Annotated in this window: 21 protein-coding genes, 1 pseudogene and 1 riboswitch; of the genes and pseudogenes, 21 read left to right on the top strand and 1 reads right to left on the bottom strand. The window is 71.7% G+C overall.

Annotated elements, in window-relative coordinates:
* Positions 1–3: 3 nt before the first annotated feature.
* The 12 genes from rplS (at position 4) to C9F11_RS29320 (ending at position 10,166) form a co-directional block, all read left to right on the top strand.
* The gene (rplS, locus tag C9F11_RS29265; RefSeq protein WP_138962067.1) at positions 4–354 is read left to right on the top strand and encodes a 50S ribosomal protein L19; all 351 of its coding nucleotides are present in this window, start codon (positions 4–6) and stop codon (positions 352–354) included.
* Between the two features lie 45 nt (positions 355–399).
* Positions 400–1,122, top strand: coding sequence for a signal peptidase I (lepB, locus tag C9F11_RS29270; RefSeq protein WP_138962068.1), 723 nt, complete (start codon positions 400–402; stop codon positions 1,120–1,122).
* A complete protein-coding gene (gene lepB / locus C9F11_RS29275) occupies positions 1,115–2,197 on the top strand; it encodes a signal peptidase I (RefSeq protein ID WP_138962069.1) in 1,083 nt (360 codons plus the stop codon). The genes lepB (C9F11_RS29270) and lepB (C9F11_RS29275) overlap by 8 nt, the downstream gene beginning before the upstream one ends.
* Positions 2,082–3,098 carry a signal peptidase I gene (lepB, locus tag C9F11_RS29280; RefSeq protein WP_138962070.1) on the top strand — a complete coding sequence of 339 codons (1,017 nt, stop codon included), beginning with the start codon at positions 2,082–2,084 and terminating at the stop codon, positions 3,096–3,098. Before lepB (C9F11_RS29275) ends, lepB (C9F11_RS29280) begins: the two co-directional genes overlap by 116 nt.
* Before the next feature lie 165 nt (positions 3,099–3,263).
* Positions 3,264–4,010, top strand: coding sequence for a signal peptidase I (gene lepB, locus C9F11_RS29285; protein WP_138962071.1), 747 nt, complete (start codon positions 3,264–3,266; stop codon positions 4,008–4,010).
* Entirely contained in the window at positions 4,000–4,509 is a 510-nt protein-coding gene (locus C9F11_RS29290) for an NUDIX hydrolase (RefSeq protein WP_138962072.1), read from the top strand. The genes lepB (C9F11_RS29285) and C9F11_RS29290 overlap by 11 nt, the downstream gene beginning before the upstream one ends.
* A gap of 55 nt (positions 4,510–4,564) precedes the next feature.
* Positions 4,565–4,873, top strand: a complete 309-nt coding sequence (locus C9F11_RS29295) for a DUF2469 domain-containing protein (protein ID WP_003965949.1) — start codon at positions 4,565–4,567, stop codon at positions 4,871–4,873.
* Positions 4,874–4,982: 109 nt separating this feature from the next.
* The gene (locus C9F11_RS29300; protein WP_138962073.1) at positions 4,983–5,345 is read left to right on the top strand and encodes a YraN family protein; all 363 of its coding nucleotides are present in this window, start codon (positions 4,983–4,985) and stop codon (positions 5,343–5,345) included.
* A complete protein-coding gene (locus C9F11_RS29305; protein WP_138962074.1) occupies positions 5,345–6,970 on the top strand; it encodes a YifB family Mg chelatase-like AAA ATPase in 1,626 nt (541 codons plus the stop codon). Before C9F11_RS29300 ends, C9F11_RS29305 begins: the two co-directional genes overlap by 1 nt.
* A gap of 161 nt (positions 6,971–7,131) precedes the next feature.
* Positions 7,132–8,277 (top strand): DNA-processing protein DprA, encoded by a 1,146-nt coding sequence (gene dprA, locus C9F11_RS29310; RefSeq protein WP_138962075.1) that lies wholly within the window; start codon positions 7,132–7,134, stop codon positions 8,275–8,277.
* 311 nt (positions 8,278–8,588) lie between these two features.
* Positions 8,589–9,434, top strand: coding sequence for an RNA polymerase sigma factor WhiG (gene whiG, locus C9F11_RS29315; RefSeq protein WP_138962076.1), 846 nt, complete (start codon positions 8,589–8,591; stop codon positions 9,432–9,434).
* Positions 9,435–9,608: 174 nt separating this feature from the next.
* On the top strand, positions 9,609–10,166 hold the full coding sequence (locus tag C9F11_RS29320) for a TetR/AcrR family transcriptional regulator (protein WP_138967125.1): 558 nt from the start codon (positions 9,609–9,611) through the stop codon (positions 10,164–10,166).
* 172 nt (positions 10,167–10,338) lie between these two features.
* Here C9F11_RS29320 and C9F11_RS29325 read toward each other — a convergent pair.
* A pseudogene (locus C9F11_RS29325) lies at positions 10,339–10,875 on the bottom strand (M23 family metallopeptidase); the annotation flags it as partial.
* Between the two features lie 269 nt (positions 10,876–11,144).
* On the opposite strand from C9F11_RS29325, the gene rpsB reads away from it, so the two are divergent.
* The 9 genes from rpsB to C9F11_RS29370 all read left to right on the top strand — a co-directional run bounded on the left by rpsB (position 11,145) and on the right by C9F11_RS29370 (position 21,237).
* Positions 11,145–12,047, top strand: a complete 903-nt coding sequence (rpsB, locus tag C9F11_RS29330) for a 30S ribosomal protein S2 (protein ID WP_138962077.1) — start codon at positions 11,145–11,147, stop codon at positions 12,045–12,047.
* Between the two features lie 98 nt (positions 12,048–12,145).
* Entirely contained in the window at positions 12,146–12,982 is an 837-nt protein-coding gene (gene tsf / locus C9F11_RS29335; RefSeq protein WP_030675886.1) for a translation elongation factor Ts, read from the top strand.
* Positions 12,983–13,216: 234 nt separating this feature from the next.
* Complete coding sequence (pyrH, locus tag C9F11_RS29340; protein ID WP_138962078.1) at positions 13,217–13,975, top strand: UMP kinase; 759 nt, start codon at positions 13,217–13,219, stop codon at positions 13,973–13,975.
* Positions 13,976–14,162: 187 nt separating this feature from the next.
* On the top strand, positions 14,163–14,720 hold the full coding sequence (gene frr / locus C9F11_RS29345) for a ribosome recycling factor (RefSeq protein ID WP_138962079.1): 558 nt from the start codon (positions 14,163–14,165) through the stop codon (positions 14,718–14,720).
* A 57-nt stretch (positions 14,721–14,777) separates the two neighbouring features.
* On the top strand, positions 14,778–15,920 hold the full coding sequence (locus C9F11_RS29350; RefSeq protein WP_138962080.1) for a phosphatidate cytidylyltransferase: 1,143 nt from the start codon (positions 14,778–14,780) through the stop codon (positions 15,918–15,920).
* Between the two features lie 126 nt (positions 15,921–16,046).
* Positions 16,047–17,153, top strand: coding sequence for a 23S rRNA (adenine(2503)-C(2))-methyltransferase RlmN (gene rlmN / locus C9F11_RS29355; RefSeq protein ID WP_138962081.1), 1,107 nt, complete (start codon positions 16,047–16,049; stop codon positions 17,151–17,153).
* A 26-nt stretch (positions 17,154–17,179) separates the two neighbouring features.
* Positions 17,180–17,296, top strand: a riboswitch (TPP riboswitch).
* Between the two features lie 82 nt (positions 17,297–17,378).
* Positions 17,379–18,467 (top strand): thiamine ABC transporter substrate-binding protein, encoded by a 1,089-nt coding sequence (locus C9F11_RS29360; RefSeq protein WP_138962082.1) that lies wholly within the window; start codon positions 17,379–17,381, stop codon positions 18,465–18,467.
* Positions 18,443–20,140, top strand: a complete 1,698-nt coding sequence (locus C9F11_RS29365) for an iron ABC transporter permease (RefSeq protein WP_171076134.1) — start codon at positions 18,443–18,445, stop codon at positions 20,138–20,140. The genes C9F11_RS29360 and C9F11_RS29365 overlap by 25 nt, the downstream gene beginning before the upstream one ends.
* Positions 20,140–21,237, top strand: a complete 1,098-nt coding sequence (locus C9F11_RS29370; protein ID WP_138962084.1) for an ABC transporter ATP-binding protein — start codon at positions 20,140–20,142, stop codon at positions 21,235–21,237. Before C9F11_RS29365 ends, C9F11_RS29370 begins: the two co-directional genes overlap by 1 nt.
* Positions 21,238–21,246: the final 9 nt, after the last annotated feature.

The following is a 21,246-nucleotide window of genomic DNA, read 5'->3' on the forward strand; positions in this document are numbered from 1 at the left end:
ATCATGTCTCACCTGCTCGACTCCGTCGACTCCGCGTCGCTGCGCAGCGACATCCCGGCCTTCCGCCCGGGTGACACCGTCAACGTCCACGTCCGCGTCATCGAGGGCAACCGCTCCCGTGTGCAGCAGTTCAAGGGCGTAGTCATCCGCCGCCAGGGCGCCGGTGTCCGCGAGACCTTCACGGTCCGCAAGGTCTCCTTCTCCGTCGGCGTCGAGCGCACCTTCCCGGTGCACACCCCGATCGTCGAGAAGATCGAGCTCCTCACCCGCGGTGACGTGCGTCGCGCCAAGCTGTACTACCTGCGCGACCTGCGCGGCAAGGCCGCGAAGATCAAGGAGAAGCGCGAGAGCTGAGCTCTGGCGCGGGTCCACAGCGGGGCCGGATAGCATCTGGCCCCGATGGACACCGAAGCACAGGACGCGGAGCGCGACCGCTCCTCCACACCCCCCGAGTCCACCCCCGCGAGCGCGGGCGAACCGGACACGGAGGGCACGGAGGAGCGGTCGCGCTCCGCTTTCGCGTCCTTCGTGGCCTGGCTGCCCGGCGGCCGCCTCACCCTGGGCGCGCTGTTCAGCGTGGCCGTCCTGCTGCTCGTCACCACCTTCGTGGTGCAGCCCTACGAGATCCCGAGCGGCTCCATGGAGCCCACGTTCCGGGTCGGCGACCGGATACTCGTCAACAAGTTGGCGTACCGTTTCGGATCCGGGCCGCAGCGCGGTGACGCGGTCGTCTTCGACGGCAGCGGCTACTTCGGGAACGCCGACTACGTGAAGCGGGTCGCGGGCGTCGGCGGTGACCGGGTGGTCTGCTGCGACAAGCGGGGGAGGATCAAGGTGAACGGCCAGCCGGTCGACGAGCCCTATCTCTTCCCGGGGGACGAGCCCTCCACGGTGGACTTCGACGTCGTCGTGCCCGACGGCAGGATCTTCGTCCTCGGTGACCACCGCAGCGACTCCAGCGACTCCCGCGACCACCTGGGGTCCCCGGGCGGCGGCATGATCCCCGTGGACGACGTCATCGGCAGGGCCGACTGGATCGCCTGGCCGCTCGGCCGGTGGACCTCGCTGAAGCGCCCCGACGTGTACGCGCGCGTGCCGGCACCCGGCGGCGCCCATGGGTAGCCGCGGCCGGGCGAAGTCCCCCCAGCAGGACGACACCGGCCTGCCCACCGGCACCCGCCCGACCAGCGGCCCCGTCCTGCCCGGCCGGGCCGAGCGGCGCAAACTGGCCAAGAAGGTCAAGCGCCGCAGACAGCGCTCCGCGATCAAGGAGATACCTCTCCTCATAGGCGTCGCCCTGCTCATAGCGCTGGTCCTGAAGACCTTCCTGGTGCAGGCCTTCGTGATCCCCTCGGGCTCCATGGAGCAGACGATCCGCATCGGGGACCGCGTCCTGGTGGACAAGCTCACCCCCTGGTTCGGCAACAAGCCCGAGCGCGGTGACGTCGTCGTCTTCAAGGACCCCGGCAACTGGCTGGAGGAGGAGCGGGGCAAGAAGCAGGACGACCCCGTGGTGGTCAAGCAGGTCAAACAGGGCCTGACCTTCATCGGCCTCCTCCCGTCCGACGACGAGCGCGACCTGATCAAGCGCGTCGTGGGCGTCGGCGGAGACACCGTGAAGTGCTGTGACAAGAACGACAAGGTCACCGTCAATGACGTCCCGCTCGACGAGCCGTATGTGCACCCGGGCAACAAGCCGTCCGACTTCGCCTTCGAAGTGAAGGTCCCCAAGGGGCGCCTGTTCGTCCTGGGCGACCACCGCGCGGACTCCGCCGACTCCCGCTTCCACCGCAACGAGAAGTTCAGCGGCACCGTCTCCGAGGACGAGGTCGTCGGCCGCGCACTCGTCATCGCCTGGCCCTTCGGCCACTGGCGCAAACTGGAGGAACCCGATACGTACGCGTCGGTGCCCGACGCGCCCGACGGGTCGGACACGGCCACAGGTGCGTCGCATAGGGTGGCCCCCGGCGATCGCAATGGAATGACCGGGCTCCCGACCCCTGCGGAACTCCCGCTCGTTATGGGAGTGGTGGGCCTGCGTCGCATACGGGGCAGGCAGCGGCACGGACTGAGGAGTGGATGTGGGGGATGTGGCGGTCGGCGCACGATCCGGACACGAGGGGCCCGAGGAGCGGCCGCGGCACTCCGGGGAGCCCGCGCCCGCGTCACCGGCGGGCGGCGTGAACGCCGCTCCTGACACCCCGGCCCCGGGGAACGCCGGAGCGCCGGGCGAGCCCGGTACGCCAGGCCCGCCCCCCGGTGCCGCACCCGGGGCGCCGGAGCAGCAGCCCGGCGCGGGGGGTGCCGAGCCGCCGAAGCCGCCCGAGCCGGCGAAGGGCAAGAAGCACAAGTCCTTCTGGAAGGAGCTGCCGCTCCTCATCGGCATCGCGCTGGTCCTGGCCCTGATCATCAAGACCTTCCTGGTCCAGGCCTTCTCGATCCCCTCGGACTCGATGCAGAACACGCTCCAGCAGGGCGACCGGGTCCTGGTCGACAAGCTGACGCCGTGGTTCGGCTCCGAGCCCGAGCGCGGCGAGGTCGTCGTCTTCAAGGACCCCGGCCACTGGCTGGACGGCGAGCCCACGCCCGACCCGAACGCCGTGCAGCGGGTGCTCGGCTGGATCGGCCTGATGCCGTCCGCCGACGAGAAGGACCTCATCAAGCGCGTCATCGGCGTCGGCGGCGACACCGTGGAGTGCAAGGGCACCGGCCCCCTGAAGGTCAACGGCAAGGCGTTGAACGAGCCGTACGTCTACCCCGGCAACACCCCCTGCACCGACGACGACCAGGGCGGCCAGTTCAAGATCACGGTGCCCAAGGGCAAAATCTGGGTCATGGGTGACCACCGGCAGAATTCGCTGGACTCCCGCTACCACCAGAACCAGCCGGGCGGCGGCTCCGTCCCCGTCGACAACGTCGTCGGCCGCGCCTTCGTCATCGCCTGGCCCCCCACCCGCTGGGGAACGCTGCCGGTCCCGGACACCTTCGACCAGCCCGGCATCAGCCAGGCGATGAGCGCGGCACCCGCCGCCCTCGGCCTCGCGGGCGCCGTGCCGCTCGTGCTGTGGCGCCGCCGCCGCACGGCCCGCGCCGCCTGATCCCCGGCGGCACCAGGGTTTCTGGCGGGGGTACCGCCGGGTAGTCTGCCGTCCCAGATCGCCGATCTTCCGTGGTCCGGTCCCGTCAGCGCCCGTCGGCCCCGTACGCCGGTCCGCCGCCGGAGCGGGGCGGCGGGGTCGTCTCCGAGCCGGGGGAGCACTGGGATGAGCAGCAGGACACGTCGTACGGACGAGGGCCACGGACGGCTCGGCAGCGTGCTGTCGGGGGTCGCCGTGGCCCTCGGCTGTGTCCTCTTCCTCGGCGGCTTCGTCTGGGGCGCCGTCCTCTACCAGCCGTACACCGTGCCCACCGGCTCCATGACGCCGACCATCGGCGCGGGCGACCGGGTGCTCGCCCAGCGGATCGACGGGGACGACGTGCGCCGTGGTGACGTCGTCGTCTTCCGGCAGAAGTCCTGGGGCAACCTGCCCATGGTCAAGCGGGTCGTCGGCATCGGCGGCGACAAGGTCGCCTGCTGCACGGACGGCAAGCTGACCGTCAACGGCAAGCAGATCGCAGAACCGTATCTCTCCCGGGGCATGGACAGCGCCATACCGTCCACCACCGTCCCCAAGGGGCGCCTCTTCCTGCTCGGCGACGAGCGCAACGGCTCCCTGGACTCCACCGCCCACCTGGAGGAGGCGGGCAACGGCTCCGTGCCCCGCAGCGCCGTGAAGGGCCGCGTGGACGCCGTGGCCTGGCCGCTGGACGGCATGCTCGACCGCCCCACCGGCTTCGACGCCCTGCCGGGCGGCACGTCCGAGCCCGGCCCGCTGCGGCTCCTCGTGGCGGCGGTCGTGGCCGGTGCCGCGCTGGTGCTCGGCGGGGCGGCGTACGGGCCCGTCGCCGGTCTGGTGCGCCGGGGCGGGCGGGACCGCAGCGGGGTCACGGAGACCGCCGGTGTCGGCTGAGGGCGCGGTGGCCGGGCGGCCGCTGCGGAAGGTGGCCCGTGTCGTGCTGCTCGACGAGCGGGACCGGATCCTCCTGCTGCACGGCCATGAGCCGGGCGACCGGGCGGACGACTGGTGGTTCACGCCGGGCGGCGGCCTGGAGGGCGACGAGACGCGCGAGCAGGCCGCGCTGCGGGAGCTGGCCGAGGAGACCGGCATCACGGACGTCGAGCTCGGCCCGGTGCTGTGGCGGCGCGTGTGCTCCTTCCCGTTCGCCGGACGGCGCTGGGACCAGGACGAGTGGTACTACCTGGGGCGCACGTCCCAGACGGCGATCCGGGCGACGGGCCTGACCGACCTGGAGCGGCGCAGCGTCGCCGGAGCGCGTTGGTGGACGTGCCCGGAACTGGCCCGGGCGCATGAGACGGTGTATCCGACCAGGCTCGCCGAGCTGCTGCGCAAGCTGCTCGACGAGGGTCCTCCGCAACGGCCCGAGACCCTGGACACGGAAATCGTGTAGAGGCCTCCGGGACTGGCGCACAATAGGGGGACGCACGGCTGAAGGGGAACATGCCATGAGCGCCGAGGACCTCGAGAAGTACGAGACCGAGATGGAGCTGAAGCTCTACCGGGAGTACCGAGATGTCGTCGGTCTGTTCAAATACGTGATCGAGACCGAGCGGCGTTTCTACCTCACGAACGACTACGAGATGCAGGTGCACTCGGTCCAGGGTGAGGTGTTCTTCGAGGTCTCCATGGCGGATGCCTGGGTGTGGGACATGTACAGACCGGCCCGCTTCGTCAAGCAGGTGCGCGTACTCACGTTCAAGGACGTGAATATCGAGGAGCTCAACAAGAGCGACCTGGAGCTGCCGGGCGGCTGATGCCGATCCCCGTGTGGGTGACGGAGTTGTCCACAACCCGTCGGTAGCACACCAAGATCCACAAGGTGCGGCCCGTCTCGCGACCGTTGATGTCGGAGGTGGTGCCGACATGAACGCACGAGGCGCACTCGGCAAGTACGGCGAAGGACTGGCCGCCCGGCGGCTCGCCGAAGCCGGAATGACGGTCCTGGAGCGCAACTGGCGCGGAGGCAGGACCGGAGAGATCGACATCGTCGCCCGCGACGGCGACGTGCTGGTGGTCTGCGAGGTGAAGACCCGCAGGGCGGCGTCCTTCGAGCATCCGATGGCGGCGGTGACACCCGCCAAGGCCGAGCGCCTGCGCGGGCTCGCCGAGCGCTGGGTCCAGGAGCACGGCGGAGCCCCACCGGGCGGTGTGCGGATCGACGTGGTCGGCGTCCTGCTGCCCGAGCGCGGCGCACCCGTGGTGGAGCACGTGCGGGGGGTGTCCTGATGGGATTCGCGCGTACGTGCTCGGTGGCCCTCGTCGGGGTGGAGGGCGTCGTCGTCGAGGTGCAGGCCGATCTGGAGCCGGGCGTCGCGGCGTTCACACTGGTGGGACTCCCCGACAAGAGCCTCACGGAGAGCCGTGACCGGGTCAGGGCGGCCGTCGTCAACTCGGGCGGCGAATGGCCCCAGAAGAAGCTCACGGTGGGCCTGAGCCCCGCGTCCGTGCCCAAGGGCGGCAGCGGCTTCGACCTGGCGGTGGCCTGCGCGGTCCTCGGCGCCGCGGAGCGCATCGACCCACGGGTCCTGGCCGACATCGTGATGATCGGCGAACTGGGCCTCGACGGCCGGGTGCGACCGGTGCGCGGAGTGCTGCCCGCCGTCCTCGCCGCGGCCGACGCGGGGTACGAGCAGGTGGTCGTCCCCGAATGCACGGCGGCGGAGGCCGCGCTCGTGCCCGGTGTCTCCGTCCTCGGCGTCCGCAGCCTGCGCCAGCTGATCGCGGTGCTCACCGACGAACCCGTGCCGGACGAGGAGCCGGACGACTCCGGGCGGCCGGACCGGCTGATGGCCGGTCTCAGCCTGCCGGGCGCCGGACTCGGTGTGGACGTGGGCGGCGCCGGTCCGCAGGGCCACGACCACGCGCACGATCTGGCGGACGTGGTGGGCCAGTTGTCGGCGCGTACGGCGATGGAGGTGGCGGCCGCGGGCGGGCACCACGTCTTCCTCCACGGGTCACCGGGCGCGGGCAAGACGATGCTCGCCGAGCGGCTGCCGACGATCATGCCCAGGCTGACCAGGGCGGAGTCCCTGGAGGTGACGGCGGTCCACTCGGTCGCGGGCATGCTGCCGCCGGGCAAGCCCCTCGTGGACATCCCGCCGTTCTGCGCGCCGCACCACTCCTCGACCATGCAGTCCCTCGTCGGCGGCGGCAGAGGCATCGCCCGCCCCGGAGCGGTCTCCCTGGCACACCGCGGCGTGCTGTTCCTGGACGAGGCGCCGGAGTTCAGCACCCACGCGCTCGACGCCCTGCGGCAGCCGCTGGAGTCCGGGCACGTCGTGATCGCCCGGAGTGCCGGGGTGGTGCGGCTGCCGTCGAGGTTCCTCATGCTCCTCGCGGCGAATCCGTGCCCGTGCGGCCGGTTCAGCCTGACCAGTGACGCCTGCGACTGCTCGCCCAGCAGCGTCCGCCGCTATCAGGCCCGGCTCTCCGGGCCGCTCCTCGACCGGGTCGACCTGCGGGTCGAGGTGGAGCCCGTGACGCGCGCCGAGCTGACGGCGCGGGGAGCACGGGGCGAGACCACGCGCGTGGTGGCCGAGCGCGTGCGGGCGGCCCGGGAGCGGGCGGCCGAGCGGTTCAAGGACACGCCCTGGCACACGAACAGCGACGTGCCCGGCCATGAGCTGCGCACCCGCTGGCACGCGCTGCCCGGTGCGCTGACGGAGGCGGAGCACAGCCTGGAGCGCGGACTGCTGACCGCGCGCGGCCTGGACCGGGTCCTGCGGGTCGCCTGGACCATCGCGGACCTGGCGGGCCACGACCGCCCGGACGAGGGCGACGTGGGCCTGGCGCTGCAACTGCGCACGGGGGTGCCGCGCGGGGTGCCCATGGTGGTCGGGGCCCGCACGTGAGCGCGGAGCGGGGCGGCGGTCGCGAGGGCGTCTCGCCGGGGACGGAGCCCGCACGGCCCCCGGGCCCGGCGGGGCCGGGGGAGCCGGGGGAGCCGCCTGCGGGGCCCGACCCGCACCGGGACGCCCTCCCGGGCACCGGTCCCTCCCCGGACCCCGGCCCCGTGCTGGATGAGGAGCGGCTCGCCCGGGTCGCCCTGACGCGGATCCTCGAGCCGGGGGACCCCGTGGGCGGGTGGTGGCTGCGGGAGTGGGGCGCCGCGGTGGTGCTGAGGCGCCTTGAGGAGGGCGAGGAGCTGCTGCCCGGGGTGAGCGCCCGGCGCTGGGAGGGGCTGCGGGCGCGCGCCGGGCGGACGCGGCCGGAGCGGGACCTGGAGGTCGCGGCCGCGGCAGGGGCGCGGTTCGTGACGCCCGCGGACGCGGAGTGGCCGGCGCAGCTCGACGACCTGGGGGACGCGCGGCCCGTGGGGCTCTGGGTGCGGGGGCGGCCCTCGCTGCGGATCTGGGCGCTGCGTTCGGTGGCCCTCGTGGGGGCGCGGGCCTGTACGGAGTACGGAGCGCACATGGCGGCGAGCCTCGGGGCGGGACTCGCCGAGCGCGGTTGGGTGGTCGTGTCCGGCGGCGCCTACGGCGTGGACGGCGCCGCCCACCGGGGTGCCCTGGGCGCGGGCGGCGCCACCGTGGCGGTGCTCGCGTGCGGGGTCGACCGGCCCTATCCGCGCGGCCACACCCAGTTGATCGGCAGGATCGCGGAACAGGGCCTCGTCGTGGGGGAGTTGCCGCCCGGCGACCACCCGACACCGAGCAGATTCGTCCTGCGGAACCGGGTGATCGCGGCCCTCACCCGCGGCACCGTCGTCGTGGAGGCCGCCTATCGCAGCGGCGCGCTCGTCACGGCGCGGGCCGCGCGCGACCTCGGGCGGTTCACGATGGGCGTGCCGGGGCCCGCCACCAGCGGCTTGTCGGCGGGCGTCCATGAACTCCTGCGCGGGGACGCGGTCCTGGTCACCGACGCCGCCGAAGTCGCCGAGCTGGTGGGGGACATGGGGGAGCTCGCCCCGCGGCGGCGCGGCCCCGTCGTGCCGCGCGACCTGCTCGCCCCCGGCGCGGCCCGGGTCCTCGCGGCACTGCCCGCCCGCGGCACGGCCGCGGTCCCCGACGTGGCGCGGGGTGCGGGCACCAGTGCGGACGACGCGGTCGCCAGGTTGTACGAACTTCGCTCGCTGGGGTTCGTCGAACGGCAGGGCGACGGCTGGCAGTTGACACGCCAGGCGTTTCTGTCGGTCTTTCCCGAGGGGGGTGATACGTGACTGTGCGTATTCCGCCGGATGGATGACGGCGCGGCGTGCATCTGACGGCCTTGGGAAACGGTGCAGTTGGCGCCTTAGATCCATTACGCAGAGCGACGGGGGCAGACCGCTCGGACGTAAAGCGGAACGTATCTGCGTACGCGCGATCCCATACTCTTCGCTCACCGCGACACTTCAGTCACGCTACGCTCACGACGAATCCGGTGCAGACAGGCAATCAGACGGACAACCTCATTCACTTCACGCAAACCCCCACCCGAACCAGTTCCGACAACCTCTCAGGTCCACGGCAGAACGGCTCAAGGCGACGCATGCCCCAGCACACCTCCGGGTCCGACCGGGCGGCCATTCCCCCAGCCGCCCGTAGCGGCGAGCAGGAGCGGCGGCCTCCCGCGCCCTCGTCGCTGGACGAGCTGTGGCGGTCGTACAAGTCGACGGGCGACGGGCGGCTGCGCGAGCAGTTGATCCTGCACTACTCACCCCTGGTGAAATACGTCGCGGGCCGCGTCAGCGTGGGCCTTCCGTCCAACGTCGAGCAGGCCGACTTCGTCTCCTCCGGCGTCTTCGGGCTCATCGACGCGATCGAGAAGTTCGACATCGAGCGGTCGATCAAGTTCGAGACGTACGCGATCACCCGCATCCGCGGGGCCATGATCGACGAGCTGCGGGCGCTCGACTGGATCCCCCGGTCGGTGCGGCAGAAGGCGCGCAATGTGGAGCGGGCCTACGCGACCCTGGAGGCCCGGCTCAGGCGCACGCCCTCGGAGGGCGAGGTGGCCGCCGAGATGGGCATCCAGGTCGAGGAACTGCACGCGGTGTTCAGCCAGTTGTCGCTGGCCAACGTCGTCGCCCTGGAGGAGCTGCTGCACGTCGGCGGCGAGGGCGGCGACCGGCTGAGCCTGATGGACACCCTGGAGGACACCGCCGCCGACAACCCGGTCGAGGTCGCCGAGGACCGCGAGCTGCGGCGGCTGCTCGCCCGCGCCATCAACACGCTGCCGGAGCGCGAGAAGACCGTCGTCACGCTGTACTACTACGAGGGCCTCACGCTGGCCGAGATCGGCAATGTGCTCGGTGTCACCGAGAGCCGGGTCAGTCAGATCCACACCAAGTCGGTGCTCCAGTTGCGGGCGAAGCTGGCCAGTTTCGGTCGCTGAGCGAGCTGAATCGTCCCTTCCTGGGCGGCGCTGTCCACCGCTCCCCCGCTCCGTTCGCGCCGCGGGTGTGCCTCGCCGCGCCCTCGCGGCCAGGAAGAGTGCCTGCCTGGCGGCCTCCCCTGGCGCGGGGCGCGTCCGTAAAGTGGAGGCGTGCCAAGGATTCGAGCGGCCTCTGTGGCCGAGCACCGGTCGATGCAGCGCGGCGCCCTGCTGGACGCCGCGCGCACCCTGCTGTCCGAGGGCGGGACGGATGCGCTGACGTTCCCCGCGCTGGCCGAGCGCACGGGGCTCGCGCGCTCGTCCGTCTACGAGTACTTCCGCTCCCGCGCGGCCGTCGTCGAAGAGCTCTGCGAGGTCGACTTCCCGGTCTGGGCGGCGGAGGTCTCGGCGGCGATGGAGCGGGCCGGGACGCCCGAGGGGCAGATCGAGGCCTATGTGCGCCAGCAGCTCGCGCTGGTCGGGGACCGGCGGCACCGGGCCGTGGTCGCGATCTCCGCGAGCGAGCTGGACGCCGGGGCGCGGGAGAAGATCCGGGCCGCGCACGGGGGCCTGGTGACCATGATCGTGGAGGCGCTCGACGCCCTCGGTCATCAGGAGCCCCGGCTGGCGGCCATGCTGCTCCAGGGCGTCGTGGACGCGGCGGTGCGGCGCATCGAGCTCGGTGTGGCCGAGGAGCCCGAGGCCATCACGGAGGCGGCGGTGGCCATGGCCCTGCGGGGCGTGCGGGGCTGAGCCCCGGGCCCGAGGTGAGGCCGAGGCCCGGCCCGGCCTCAGCGGCACTCGGCGGTGGGCCGTGCCCGCCTCTCCCCGAAGCCCCGGCCTCGCCCGGCCGGGGGAGGATCTCCTCGCCCCGCGGCACGGCCGCCCAGAGCCAGGGCGGCCACACCGACGGCGGCGTCCCGGCGCCCGTCAGCGGCAGCAGCCGTGACGGCCCTCCGCCCAGCAGCCACGGCGGCAGCAGGCCCAAGGGGTTCAGATACGCCGTGGCCCGGCGCAGGCCCCAGTGCAGGCATGCCGTGGGGCAGTGGTAGCGGGCCGAGGCCTCCACCGTGCCCAGGAGGTCGCCGGTGGAGACCTCGGCGCCCTTGCGCACCGACGCCCGTACCGGCTCGTAGGTCGTGCGCAGTGGCGGATCTCCCGTGCCCGCGAGCTCCACGGTGAGCACGCCCCGGCCCGCCACCCGGCCCGCGTAGGAGACCCGCCCCGGCGCCACCGCCCGCACGGGGGAACCCGGGGGCGCGGCCAGGTCCACGCCCCTGTGGCCGGGGCCGTACGCCGTCGCCGGGGGCTCCCAGCCCCGGACGATCCAGGGGTGTGCGCCCACCGGCCAGGCACCGCCCACGGCGGGCACCGGGTCGACGGCCGCCAGGGCGATCGGGGGCGGCAGCGCGGCGAGGAGCGCGAGCACGGCCGAGGTCAGGATGCGTCGCAGACGAGACATGCCAGAACGGTCCCGCGCCGCCGCGATCCGCAGGGATCTTGGCCGGGAACTGTGGACTACCAGCCGGTTGTGGACAGCGGCGTCACCCGGCACCTCGCGGGTCCCGTACACTTCATGTGGCGATCCGGGTCACCGGGTCGACTTCGCACGCCCCGGCACCGGGCTCTCGCAGCCGCCGGTGTCAGCGCCTTTCGGTCCCGCACGCGAGTGCGTGGCACGGCGCGCGGCAGGGCGTCAGGACACAACCGAGAAAACCAAGGAGTACGGCCATGGCCGTCGTCACGATGCGGGAGCTGCTGGAAAGCGGCGTCCACTTCGGTCACCAGACCCGTCGTTGGAACCCGAAGATGAAGCGCTTCATCTTCACGGAGCGCAACGGCATCTACATCATCGACCTGCTCCAGTCGCTGTCGTACATCGACCGCGCCTACGAGTTCGTCAAGGAGACCGTCGCCCACGGCGGCACGGTCATGTTCGTGGGTACGAAGAAGCAGGCGCAGGAGGCCATCGCCGAGCAGGCCACCCGCGTCGGCATGCCCTACGTCAACCAGCGCTGGCTGGGCGGCATGCTCACCAACTTCTCGACCGTCTACAAGCGCCTGCAGCGCCTCAAGGAGCTTGAGGCCATCGACTTCGAGGACGTGGCCGCCTCCGGCCTCACCAAGAAGGAGCTGCTGGTCCTCTCCCGCGAGAAGGCCAAGCTGGAGAAGACCCTCGGCGGTATCCGCGAGATGCAGAAGGTGCCCAGCGCCGTCTGGATCGTGGACACCAAGAAGGAGCACATCGCGGTTGGCGAGGCCCGGAAGCTGAACATCCCGGTCGTCGCGATCCTCGACACCAACTGCGACCCCGACGAGGTCGACTACAAGATCCCGGGCAACGACGACGCGATCCGCTCCGTCACCCTGCTCACCCGCGTGATCGCCGACGCCGTCGCCGAGGGCCTCATCGCCCGCTCCGGCGTGGCCACGGGCGACTCGAAGCCGGGCGAGAAGGCCGCGGGCGAGCCGCTCGCCGAGTGGGAGCGCGACCTGCTCGAGGGCGAGAAGAAGGCCGACGAGAAGGCCGCTGACGCCGAGGCCCCCAAGGCCGAGGCCGAGGCCGAGGAGGCCCCCAAGGCCGAGGAGAAGGCCCCCGAGGCTCCGGCCGCGGACGCCGCCGAGCAGGCCTGACCTCAGCATCGGATGCTGACGGCGGGGGCCCGCGCCACGAGCGCGGCCCCCGCCGTTCACCCGTAGATCTTCGACTTCGAGAAAGACTTCAGAGAATCATGGCGAACTACACCGCCGCTGACGTCAAGAAGCTCCGCGAGCTCACCGGCGCCGGCATGATGGACTGCAAGAAGGCGCTCGACGAGGCCGACGGCAACGTCGACAAGGCCGTCGAGGCGCTGCGCATCAAGGGCCAGAAGGGCGTCGCCAAGCGCGAGGGCCGCTCCGCCGAGAACGGCGCGATCGTCTCCCTGATCGCCGACGACAACTCCACCGGTGTCATCGTCGAGCTGAAGTGCGAGACGGACTTCGTCGCCAAGGGCGAGAAGTTCCAGGCCGTCGCCGCCGCGATCGCCGCGCACGTCGCCAAGACGAACCCGGCCGACCTCGAGGCGCTGCTCGCCTCCGAGATCGAGGCCGGCAAGACCGTCCAGGCGTACGTCGACGAGGCCAACGCCAACCTCGGCGAGAAGATCGTCCTCGACCGCTTCGCGCAGTTCTCGGACGGCTTCGTCTCGGCCTACATGCACCGCACGATGCCCGACCTGCCCCCGCAGATCGGTGTCCTCGTCGAGCTGGACAAGCCGAACGCCGAGGTCGCCCGCGGCGTCGCCCAGCACATCGCCGCCTTCGCGCCGAAGTACCTCACCCGTGAGGACGTTCCGGCCGAGGTCGTCGAGTCCGAGCGCCGCGTCGCCGAGGAGACCACCCGCGCCGAGGGCAAGCCGGAGGGCGCGATCCCGAAGATCGTCGAGGGTCGCGTCAACGGCTTCTTCAAGGACGCCACCCTCCTGGGCCAGCCGTACGCCCTCGACAACAAGAAGTCCGTCGAGAAGGTCCTGCAGGAGGCCGGTGTCACCCTGAAGCGCTTCTCGCGCATCAAGGTCGGCATCTGAGTCCGCACCACGATCGCCGGTAGACCCCGCTAGGGTCTACCGCGGTCGACCGCGTGCGCAGCGGCGCGCGCGACGGCCGTGACGTCGTAACGCGAGGGCCGTGCCGAGAGCGACGGTGCGCCTCGTACGCGACGGACGACCGCAAGATCTGACGAGGAGGCCATTGCCGAGCATGGGATGAACACCACCCCACCGGCAATGGCCTCTTCGTATGTGCACCACAAGGAGAACTCCATGACCAAGGCCGACACCAAGACTGACGACGGCAAAGTGGCCGGGCGCTTCCTGCTGAAGCTCTCCGGTGAGGCGTTCGCCGGGGGCGGCGGCCTCGGCGTCGACCCCGACGTGGTGCACAACATCGCCCGCGAGATCGCGGCCGTCGTGCGGGACGGCGCGCAGATCGCCATCGTCATCGGCGGTGGCAACTTCTTCCGCGGCGCCGAGCTCCAGCAGCGCGGCATGGACCGGGCCCGCTCCGACTACATGGGCATGCTCGGCACGGTCATGAACTGCCTGGCCCTCCAGGACTTCCTGGAGAAGGAGGGCATCGACTGCCGCGTGCAGACCGCCATCACCATGGGCCAGGTCGCGGAGCCGTACATCCCGCTGCGCGCCGTGCGCCACCTGGAGAAGGGCCGCGTCGTGATCTTCGGCGCCGGCATGGGCATGCCGTACTTCTCCACCGACACCACCGCCGCCCAGCGCGCTCTGGAGATCGACGCCGAGGCCCTGCTCATGGGCAAGAACGGCGTCGACGGGGTCTACGACTCCGACCCCAAGAAGAACCCGGACGCGGTGAAGTTCGACTCCCTCGGCTACGGCGAGGTCATCACCCGCGACCTGAAGGTCGCCGATGCCACCGCCATCACGCTGTGCCGGGACAACAAGCTGCCCATCCTGGTCTTCGAGCTGCTCACCGAGGGCAATATCGCGCGAGCGGTCAAGGGTGAGAAGATCGGCACGCTCGTCGGCGACCAGGACTCCCGGGCCTGAGCCGAGGACGTCCGTCCCGCACGAGGCCCCACCGGGCTCCGGGGGCTCCCCGGGATTCCTCGGGGCTCCGAGGCGCCTCGGAGGGATGGACAAAGCCCTGCCGGTCGGACACCGTGCAGGAAAGAGACGCGACGCAGCCGGCCGATCCATGGAAGCCGGGCCCACTCAAGACACGCAGGAGCAAGTGGTGATCGAAGAGACCCTCCTCGAGGCCGAGGAGAAGATGGAGAAGGCCGTCGTGGTCGCCAAGGAGGACTTCGCCGCGATCCGCACGGGCCGTGCGCACCCGGCGATGTTCAACAAGATCGTGGCCGACTACTACGGCGCGCTGACGCCGATCAACCAGCTCGCCTCGTTCTCGGTGCCCGAGCCGCGCATGGCGGTCGTGACGCCGTTCGACAAGACCGCGCTGCGCAACATCGAGCAGGCGATCCGCGACTCCGACCTCGGCGTCAACCCGAGCAACGACGGCAACATCATCCGGGTGACGTTCCCCGAGCTCACCCAGGACCGCCGCAAGGAGTACATCAAGGTCGCCAAGACCAAGGCCGAGGACTCCAAGATCTCGATCCGTTCGATCCGTCGCAAGGCCAAGGAGGCCTTCGACAAGGCGATCAAGGACGGCGACATCGGCGAGGACGAGGGCCGTCGTGCCGAGAAGGAACTCGACGACCTCACCGCCAAGTACGTCGCCCAGGTCGACGAGCTGCTCAAGCACAAGGAATCCGAGCTGCTCGAGGTCTGACCCGTCGGGTCTGCCGAGTCGAGCGACGTCTGATCTAGGTCTGAGGAATCCGATTCCGTGAACGACACTTCCTGGGGGGCGCCGTCCAGAGCCGGGTACTGGGGGGCGCCCGACCAGGGGCCGGTCCAGGGTGCTGCCCCGGTGGGTCCCGCACACGATGCGCACGCGCTGAATCCGTCAGAGACTCAGCCCATGCCCATCGTTCCCGACGTAGCCGCGAGCGGCGGACACCAGGACGACGACCGGGGGGCTGCTCAGTCGAGCGGCCCCCTGTTCCGTGACGAGACCGCGCACGCCGCGCACGCGGCGCACTCTTCGAACCCCGCGCAGAAGCCGCAGGAGCCCATGACCGGCGCACCACAGCCCGCCCCAGCACCGCAGAAGAAGAGCGCGGGGCGCGACCTCGGGGCGGCCATAGGGGTCGGGGTGGGCCTCGGTGCCGTCATCCTCGCGTCGCTGTTCTTCAAGAAGGCCGTCTTCGTCGGCGTCATAGCGGTCGCCGTCGTCGTCGGCCTGTGGGAGCTCACCTCCCGTCTGCAGGAGCGCAAGGCCATCAAGGCGCCGCTGGTGCCGCTCGCGGTGGGCGGCGCGGCGATGGTCGTCGCCGGGTACGTGCGCGGCGCCGAGGGTGCCTGGGTGGCGATGGCACTCACCGCGCTCGCGGTACTCGTCTGGCGTATGACGGAGCCGCCCGAGGGCTATCTCAAGGACGTCACCGCCGGCGTCTTCGCGGCCTTCTACGTGCCGTTCCTCGCCACCTTCGTGGCGCTGATGCTCACCGCGGACGACGGCCCGCAGCGGGTGCTCACCTTCCTGATCCTGACCGTGGTCAGCGACACCGGGGCGTACGCGGTCGGCTGGCGCTTCGGCAAGCACAAGCTGGCGCCGCGCATCAGCCCCGGAAAGACCCGGGAGGGCCTGCTCGGCGCGGTGGCCTTCGCCATGGCGGCGGGCGCGCTGTGCATGCACTTCATGATCGACGACGGCACGTGGTGGCAGGGCCTCCTGATCGGCCTCGCGGTGGCCGCGAGCGCGACGCTCGGCGACCTCGGCGAGTCCATGATCAAGCGGGACCTCGGCATCAAGGACATGGGCACGCTGCTGCCGGGCCACGGCGGCATCATGGACCGGCTCGACTCCCTGCTGCCGACGGCGCCGGTGGTGTGGCTGCTCTTGGTGGTGTTCGTCGGGTCGGGGTGACCCCTCGTCCCCGGGGTGGCGCAACCTCGTTGGTGCAGCTCGGCTGACCTGGTGTTTCTTGCGTGAGGGGCCCGTTGTCCACAGGCGGCGGGCTCCTTGTCGTATCTCTGGGACAATAGAGCCATCATGCCCAAGCCCGGAGAACTCACGTTTGTCGCGCCGCGCGGAGCCAAGAAGCCGCCGCGGCATCTCGCCGACCTCACGCCCGCCGAGCGCAAGGAGGCCGTCGCCGCCATCGGCGAGAAGCCGTTCCGCGCCAAGCAGCTCTCGCAGCACTACTTCGCGCGGTACGCGCACGACCCCGAGCAGTGGACGGACATCCCGGCCGGGGCCCGCGGCAAGCTCCAGGAGGCGCTGCTTCCCGAGCTGATGAGCGTCGTGCGGCACATCAGCTGCGACGACGACACCACGCGCAAGACGCTGTGGCGCCTCTTCGACGGCACGCTCGTCGAGTCCGTCCTCATGCGGTACCCCGACCGGGTGACGATGTGCATCAGCTCCCAGGCGGGCTGCGGCATGAACTGCCCGTTCTGTGCCACGGGCCAGGCCGGCCTCGACCGGAACCTGTCCACGGCCGAGATCGTGCACCAGATCGTGGACGGCATGCGGGCCCTGCGCGACGGCGAGATCCCGGGCGGCCCCGCGCGGCTGAGCAACATCGTCTTCATGGGCATGGGCGAGCCGCTGGCCAACTACAACCGGGTGGTCGGCGCGATCCGCCGCCTCACCGACCCCGAGCCCGACGGCGTGGGCCTGTCCCAGCGCGGCATCACCGTCTCGACGGTCGGCCTGGTGCCGGCCATCCACCGGTTCGCCGACGAGGGCTTCAAGTGCCGCCTGGCGATCTCCCTGCACGCGCCCGACGACGAGCTGCGCGACACCCTCGTCCCGGTGAACACCCGGTGGAAGGTCCGCGAGGTCCTGGACGCCGGCTGGGAGTACGCGGCGAAGTCCGGGCGGCGGCTCTCCATCGAGTACGCACTGATCCGCGACATCAACGACCACGCCTGGCGCGGTGACCGCCTCGGCCGCCTCCTCAAGGGCAAGCCGGTGCACGTCAACCTGATCCCGCTGAACCCCACGCCGGGATCGAAGTGGACGGCCTCGCGCCCCGAGGACGAGAAGGCCTTCGTCGAGGCCATCGCCGCCCACGGCGTGCCGGTGACCGTCCGCGACACCCGAGGTCAGGAGATCGACGGCGCCTGTGGACAGCTCGCGGCAGCCGAACGCTAGCGCGGTACGCTGGCCGGAACATCTGCATATTCCGACAGGGGAGCGCCACAGCGCTGAGAGTGCGGCACCTGACACAGGCCGGCCGCAGACCCTCTGAACCTCGCCCGGGTCATTCCGGGTAGGAAGTTCGGTCACCACTCAAGCTGTTGCGCCCTGCCCGCGAACCGTCCGGTCCGCGGGCAGGGCCGCGTCTTCTCCTGGTCACTCCAGGAGGAATGAACTCACGTGAGCACCACCAAGAAGGCCACGCTCACCGCGGTCGCGGTGGGCCTCGGGCTCGTCGCCGTCTCCGCGTGCGGCTCGGGCGGCGACTCCGGCGGCTCCTCGCAGGGGTCCAAGGACGTCACCCTGGTCAGCCACGGCTCCTTCAACGTCTCCAAGGACGTCCTGAAGGACTTCGAGAAGCGTTCCGGGTACAAGGTCCGCGTCCTCAAGGACGGCGACGCGGGCCAGGCCGTCAACAAGGCGATCCTCACCAAGGGCAACCCCCAGGGTGACGTCTTCTTCGGCGTCGACAACACCCTGCTCTCGCGCGCCCTCGACAACGGTCTCTTCCAGCCGTACGAGGCCAAGGACGCGGGCCTGGTGAAGCCGGAGTACCGGCTCGCGAAGGGCGAGCGCCGCGTGACGCCCGTCGACAGCGGCGACATCTGTGTGAACTACGACAAGAAGTACTTCGCCGACAAGAAGCTCGCGCCGCCGAAGACCTTCGCCGACCTGGTGAAGCCCGCGTACAAGAACCTCCTGGTCACCGAGAACGCCTCCACGTCCTCGCCCGGCCTCGGCTTCCTGCTCGGCACCGCGGCCGCGTACGGCGACGACGGCTGGCAGGGCTACTGGAAGAAGCTCAAGGACAACGGCGTCAAGGTCGTCGACGGCTGGGACCAGGCCTACAACCAGGAGTTCTCCGGCTCGGCGGGCGGCCGCAAGGCCAAGGGCGACCGGCCGCTCGTCGTGTCGTACGCCTCCTCGCCGCCCGTCGAGGTCCTGTACGCCAAGCCGCAGCCGAAGCAGGCCCCGACCGGCGTCGCGACCGGCACCTGCTTCCGGCAGATCGAGTACGCGGGCCTGCTCAGCAACGCCAAGAACGCCAAGGGCGGCAAGGCCCTGCTCGACTTCCTGTCCGGCAAGGAGTTCCAGGACGACATGCCGCTGCAGATGTTCGTGAACCCCGTGCGGGAGGGCGCGCGGGTGCCGAAGCTGTTCCAGGAGTTCGGCGTCGAGGTCGCCGAGCCCGGGACCATGGCCCCCAAGAAGATCGCCGACAACCGTGAGCCGTGGGTCAAGTCGTGGACCTCGCTCGTACTGAAGTAGCGAAGGCCCCGGCCCGCAGGGGTCGGCGGCCGTCGCGGGGAGGCGCGGCGCGGCTCGGGCTCATGGCCCTGCCCGTCGTGTTCTTCGCCGTCTTCTTCGCCTATCCGGTCGCCGCGATCGTCGCGCGCGGCCTGAAGGTGGACGGCGCCTGGCAGTTCGGGCGGATCGCGGACGTGCTCGGGCAGTCCGACATCCAGCACGTGCTGTGGTTCACCACCTGGCAGGCGCTCGCGTCGACGGCGCTCACCCTGCTGGTCGCGCTCCCCGGCGCGTACGTCTTCGCGCGCTTCGACTTCCCCGGCAAGCAGGTGCTGCGGGCGGTCGTCACCGTGCCGTTCGTGCTGCCGACCGTCGTCGTGGGCACCGCTTTCCTCGCGCTGATCGGGCGCGGCGGGCTCTTGGACGAGCTGTGGGGCGTCCGCCTGGACACCACGGTGTGGGCGATCCTGCTCGCCCACGTGTTCTTCAACTACGCCGTGGTCGTGCGCACCGTCGGCGGTCTGTGGGCCCAGCTCGACCCGCGCCAGGAAGAGGCCGCGCGGATGCTCGGGGCCTCGCGCACGCGCGCGTGGCGGACGGTGACGCTGCCCGCGCTCGCGCCCGCCGTGGCGGCCGCCGCGCTGATGGTCTTCCTGTTCACGTTCACGTCCTTCGGCATCGTACAGATCCTCGGCGGACCCACGTACGCGACGCTCGAAGTGGAGATCTACCGGCAGACGGCCAACCTGCTCGACCTGCCGACGGCCGCCGTCCTCACCCTCGTGCAGTTCGCGGCGGTGGGCGGGGTCCTGGCCGTGCACGCCTGGACCGTGCGCCGGCGCGAGAGCACGCTCCGCCTCGTCGACGCCGCGACGACGGCGCGCAGGCCGCGCGGGGCCGGGCAGTGGGGGCTGCTCGGCTCCGTGCTGCTCACCGTGGCCGTGCTCGTCGTGCTGCCGCTCGGCGTCCTGGTGCAGCGGTCCCTCGACGGCCCGGAGGGGTACGGCTTCGCGTACTACCGGCAGCTGACCTCGACGGAGGGCGGGGCCTTCCTGGTGCCGCCCGTCGAGGCGATCGGGAACTCCCTGACGTACGCGGCCGTGGCCACCGTCATCGCCCTGGTCGTCGGCGGGCTCGCGGCCACCGCGCTGACCCGGCGCGCGGGGCGCCTCGTGCGCGGCTTCGACGCGCTCCTGATGCTGCCGCTCGGCGTGTCCGCCGTGACGGTCGGCTTCGGCTTCCTCATCGCCCTGGACGAGCCGCCGCTCGACCTGCGGGCGTCCTGGTTCCTGGTGCCGCTCGCCCAGGCCCTGGTGGGCGTGCCGTTCGTGGTCCGTACGATGCTGCCCGTGCTGCGCGCCGTGGACGAGCGGCTGCGCGAGGCGGCGGCCGTGCTCGGGGCCTCGCCGCTGCGGGCCTGGCGGGAGGTCGACCTGCCGCTGGTGCGCCGGGCGCTGCTCATCGCGGCCGGGTTCGCCTTCGCGGTGTCGCTCGGCGAGTTCGGCGCGACGGTGTTCATCGCGCGGCCGGACAACCCGACCCTGCCGGTCGCGGTGGCCACCCTGTTCGGTCGCCCCGGTGACCTCAACTACGGGCAGGCGATGGCCCTTTCGACGATTCTCATGGTCGTGTGCGCGGTGTCGCTCCTGCTCCTGGAGCGGCTGCGCACGGACCGTACGACGGGAGAGTTCTGATGACCGCCACGGCCTCCGCGGGGAGCGCGCCGGGCGCGCTGCTGCGGCTCGACGAGGCCACCGTGCGCTTCGGCGCGCGGGCCGCGCGCACCCCGCACACCGCGCTCGACGCGGTCGACCTCGACGTCGCCGAGCACGAGATCGTGTGCGTGCTCGGGCCCAGCGGCAGTGGCAAGTCCACCCTGCTGCGGGCGGTCGCCGGGCTCCAGGCGCTCGACTCCGGGCGGGTCGTGCTCGGCGGCCGCGACCAGACCGGGGTGCCCGCGCACAAGCGGGGCGTCGGCCTGATGTTCCAGGACCACCAGCTCTTCCCGCAGCGCGACGTGGCGGGCAACGTGGCCTTCGGCCTGCGCATGCGCGGCGTGCCGCGCGCCGAGCAGGCGCTGCGGGTGGCGGAACTCCTCGATCTGGTGGGTCTGCCGGGGGCGCAGAAGCGGGCGGTCGCCTCGCTGTCGGGTGGTGAACAGCAGCGGGTCGCGCTCGCGCGGGCGCTCGCGCCCCGGCCGCGTCTGCTGATGCTCGACGAGCCGCTCGGCCAGCTCGACCGCTCGCTGCGGGAGCGCCTGGTCGCCGAACTCCGGGAGCTTTTCCAGGAGTTGGGGACGACGGTGCTCGCGGTCACGCACGACCAGGGCGAGGCGTTCGCGCTCGCCGACCGGGTCGTGGTGATGCGGGACGGCCGGATCGCGCAGTCCGGTACGCCTCTTGAGGTGTGGCGCAGGCCCGCCGACGAGTTCGTGGCGCGCTTCCTCGGCTTCGACAACGTGGTCGACGCGGCGGTCACCGGACCGGCCGCCGCGACCGTGTGGGGCAAGGTGCCGGTGCCGGACGGCACGGCGGACGGCCCCTGCCGCCTGCTCGTACGCCCCGCCGGAGTGCGGCTCGTGGGAGCGGACGAGGGGCTCGCGTGCGTGGTGACGGGGCGGACGTTCCGGGGCACGCACGTCGCCGTGCGCCTGGAGCCGGTCGGCGGTGAGGGCGCGCCCCGTCTGGAGGCCGCGTGCGGACTGCGCGACGCGCCGGAGCCGGGCGCGCGCGTGGGCGTGCGCTTCGCGGTGGAGGAAATCGTCGTGCTGCGGCGGGGAGCGACGTCCTAGGCTCGGCCC

Origin of the sequence: Streptomyces sp. YIM 121038, assembly GCF_006088715.1 — a bacterium.
Taxonomy (GTDB): domain Bacteria; phylum Actinomycetota; class Actinomycetes; order Streptomycetales; family Streptomycetaceae; genus Streptomyces.

Excerpts from the sequence above, each read along its gene's own strand:
- rpsB (WP_138962077.1), top strand. The coding sequence starts at position 11,145 with ATGGCCGTCGTCACGATGCGGGAGCTGCTGGAAAGCGGCGTCCACTTC.
- lepB (WP_138962071.1), top strand. The coding sequence starts at position 3,264 with ATGAGCAGCAGGACACGTCGTACGGACGAGGGCCACGGACGGCTCGGC.
- C9F11_RS29295 (WP_003965949.1), top strand. The coding sequence starts at position 4,565 with ATGAGCGCCGAGGACCTCGAGAAGTACGAGACCGAGATGGAGCTGAAG.
- pyrH (WP_138962078.1), top strand. The coding sequence starts at position 13,217 with ATGACCAAGGCCGACACCAAGACTGACGACGGCAAAGTGGCCGGGCGC.
- C9F11_RS29305 (WP_138962074.1), top strand. The coding sequence starts at position 5,345 with ATGGGATTCGCGCGTACGTGCTCGGTGGCCCTCGTCGGGGTGGAGGGC.
- C9F11_RS29300 (WP_138962073.1), top strand. The coding sequence starts at position 4,983 with ATGAACGCACGAGGCGCACTCGGCAAGTACGGCGAAGGACTGGCCGCC.
- tsf (WP_030675886.1), top strand. The coding sequence starts at position 12,146 with ATGGCGAACTACACCGCCGCTGACGTCAAGAAGCTCCGCGAGCTCACC.
- lepB (WP_138962068.1), top strand. The coding sequence starts at position 400 with ATGGACACCGAAGCACAGGACGCGGAGCGCGACCGCTCCTCCACACCC.
- rplS (WP_138962067.1), top strand. The coding sequence starts at position 4 with ATGTCTCACCTGCTCGACTCCGTCGACTCCGCGTCGCTGCGCAGCGAC.
- rlmN (WP_138962081.1), top strand. The coding sequence starts at position 16,047 with ATGCCCAAGCCCGGAGAACTCACGTTTGTCGCGCCGCGCGGAGCCAAG.
- whiG (WP_138962076.1), top strand. The coding sequence starts at position 8,589 with ATGCCCCAGCACACCTCCGGGTCCGACCGGGCGGCCATTCCCCCAGCC.
- lepB (WP_138962069.1), top strand. The coding sequence starts at position 1,115 with ATGGGTAGCCGCGGCCGGGCGAAGTCCCCCCAGCAGGACGACACCGGC.
- C9F11_RS29370 (WP_138962084.1), top strand. The coding sequence starts at position 20,140 with ATGACCGCCACGGCCTCCGCGGGGAGCGCGCCGGGCGCGCTGCTGCGG.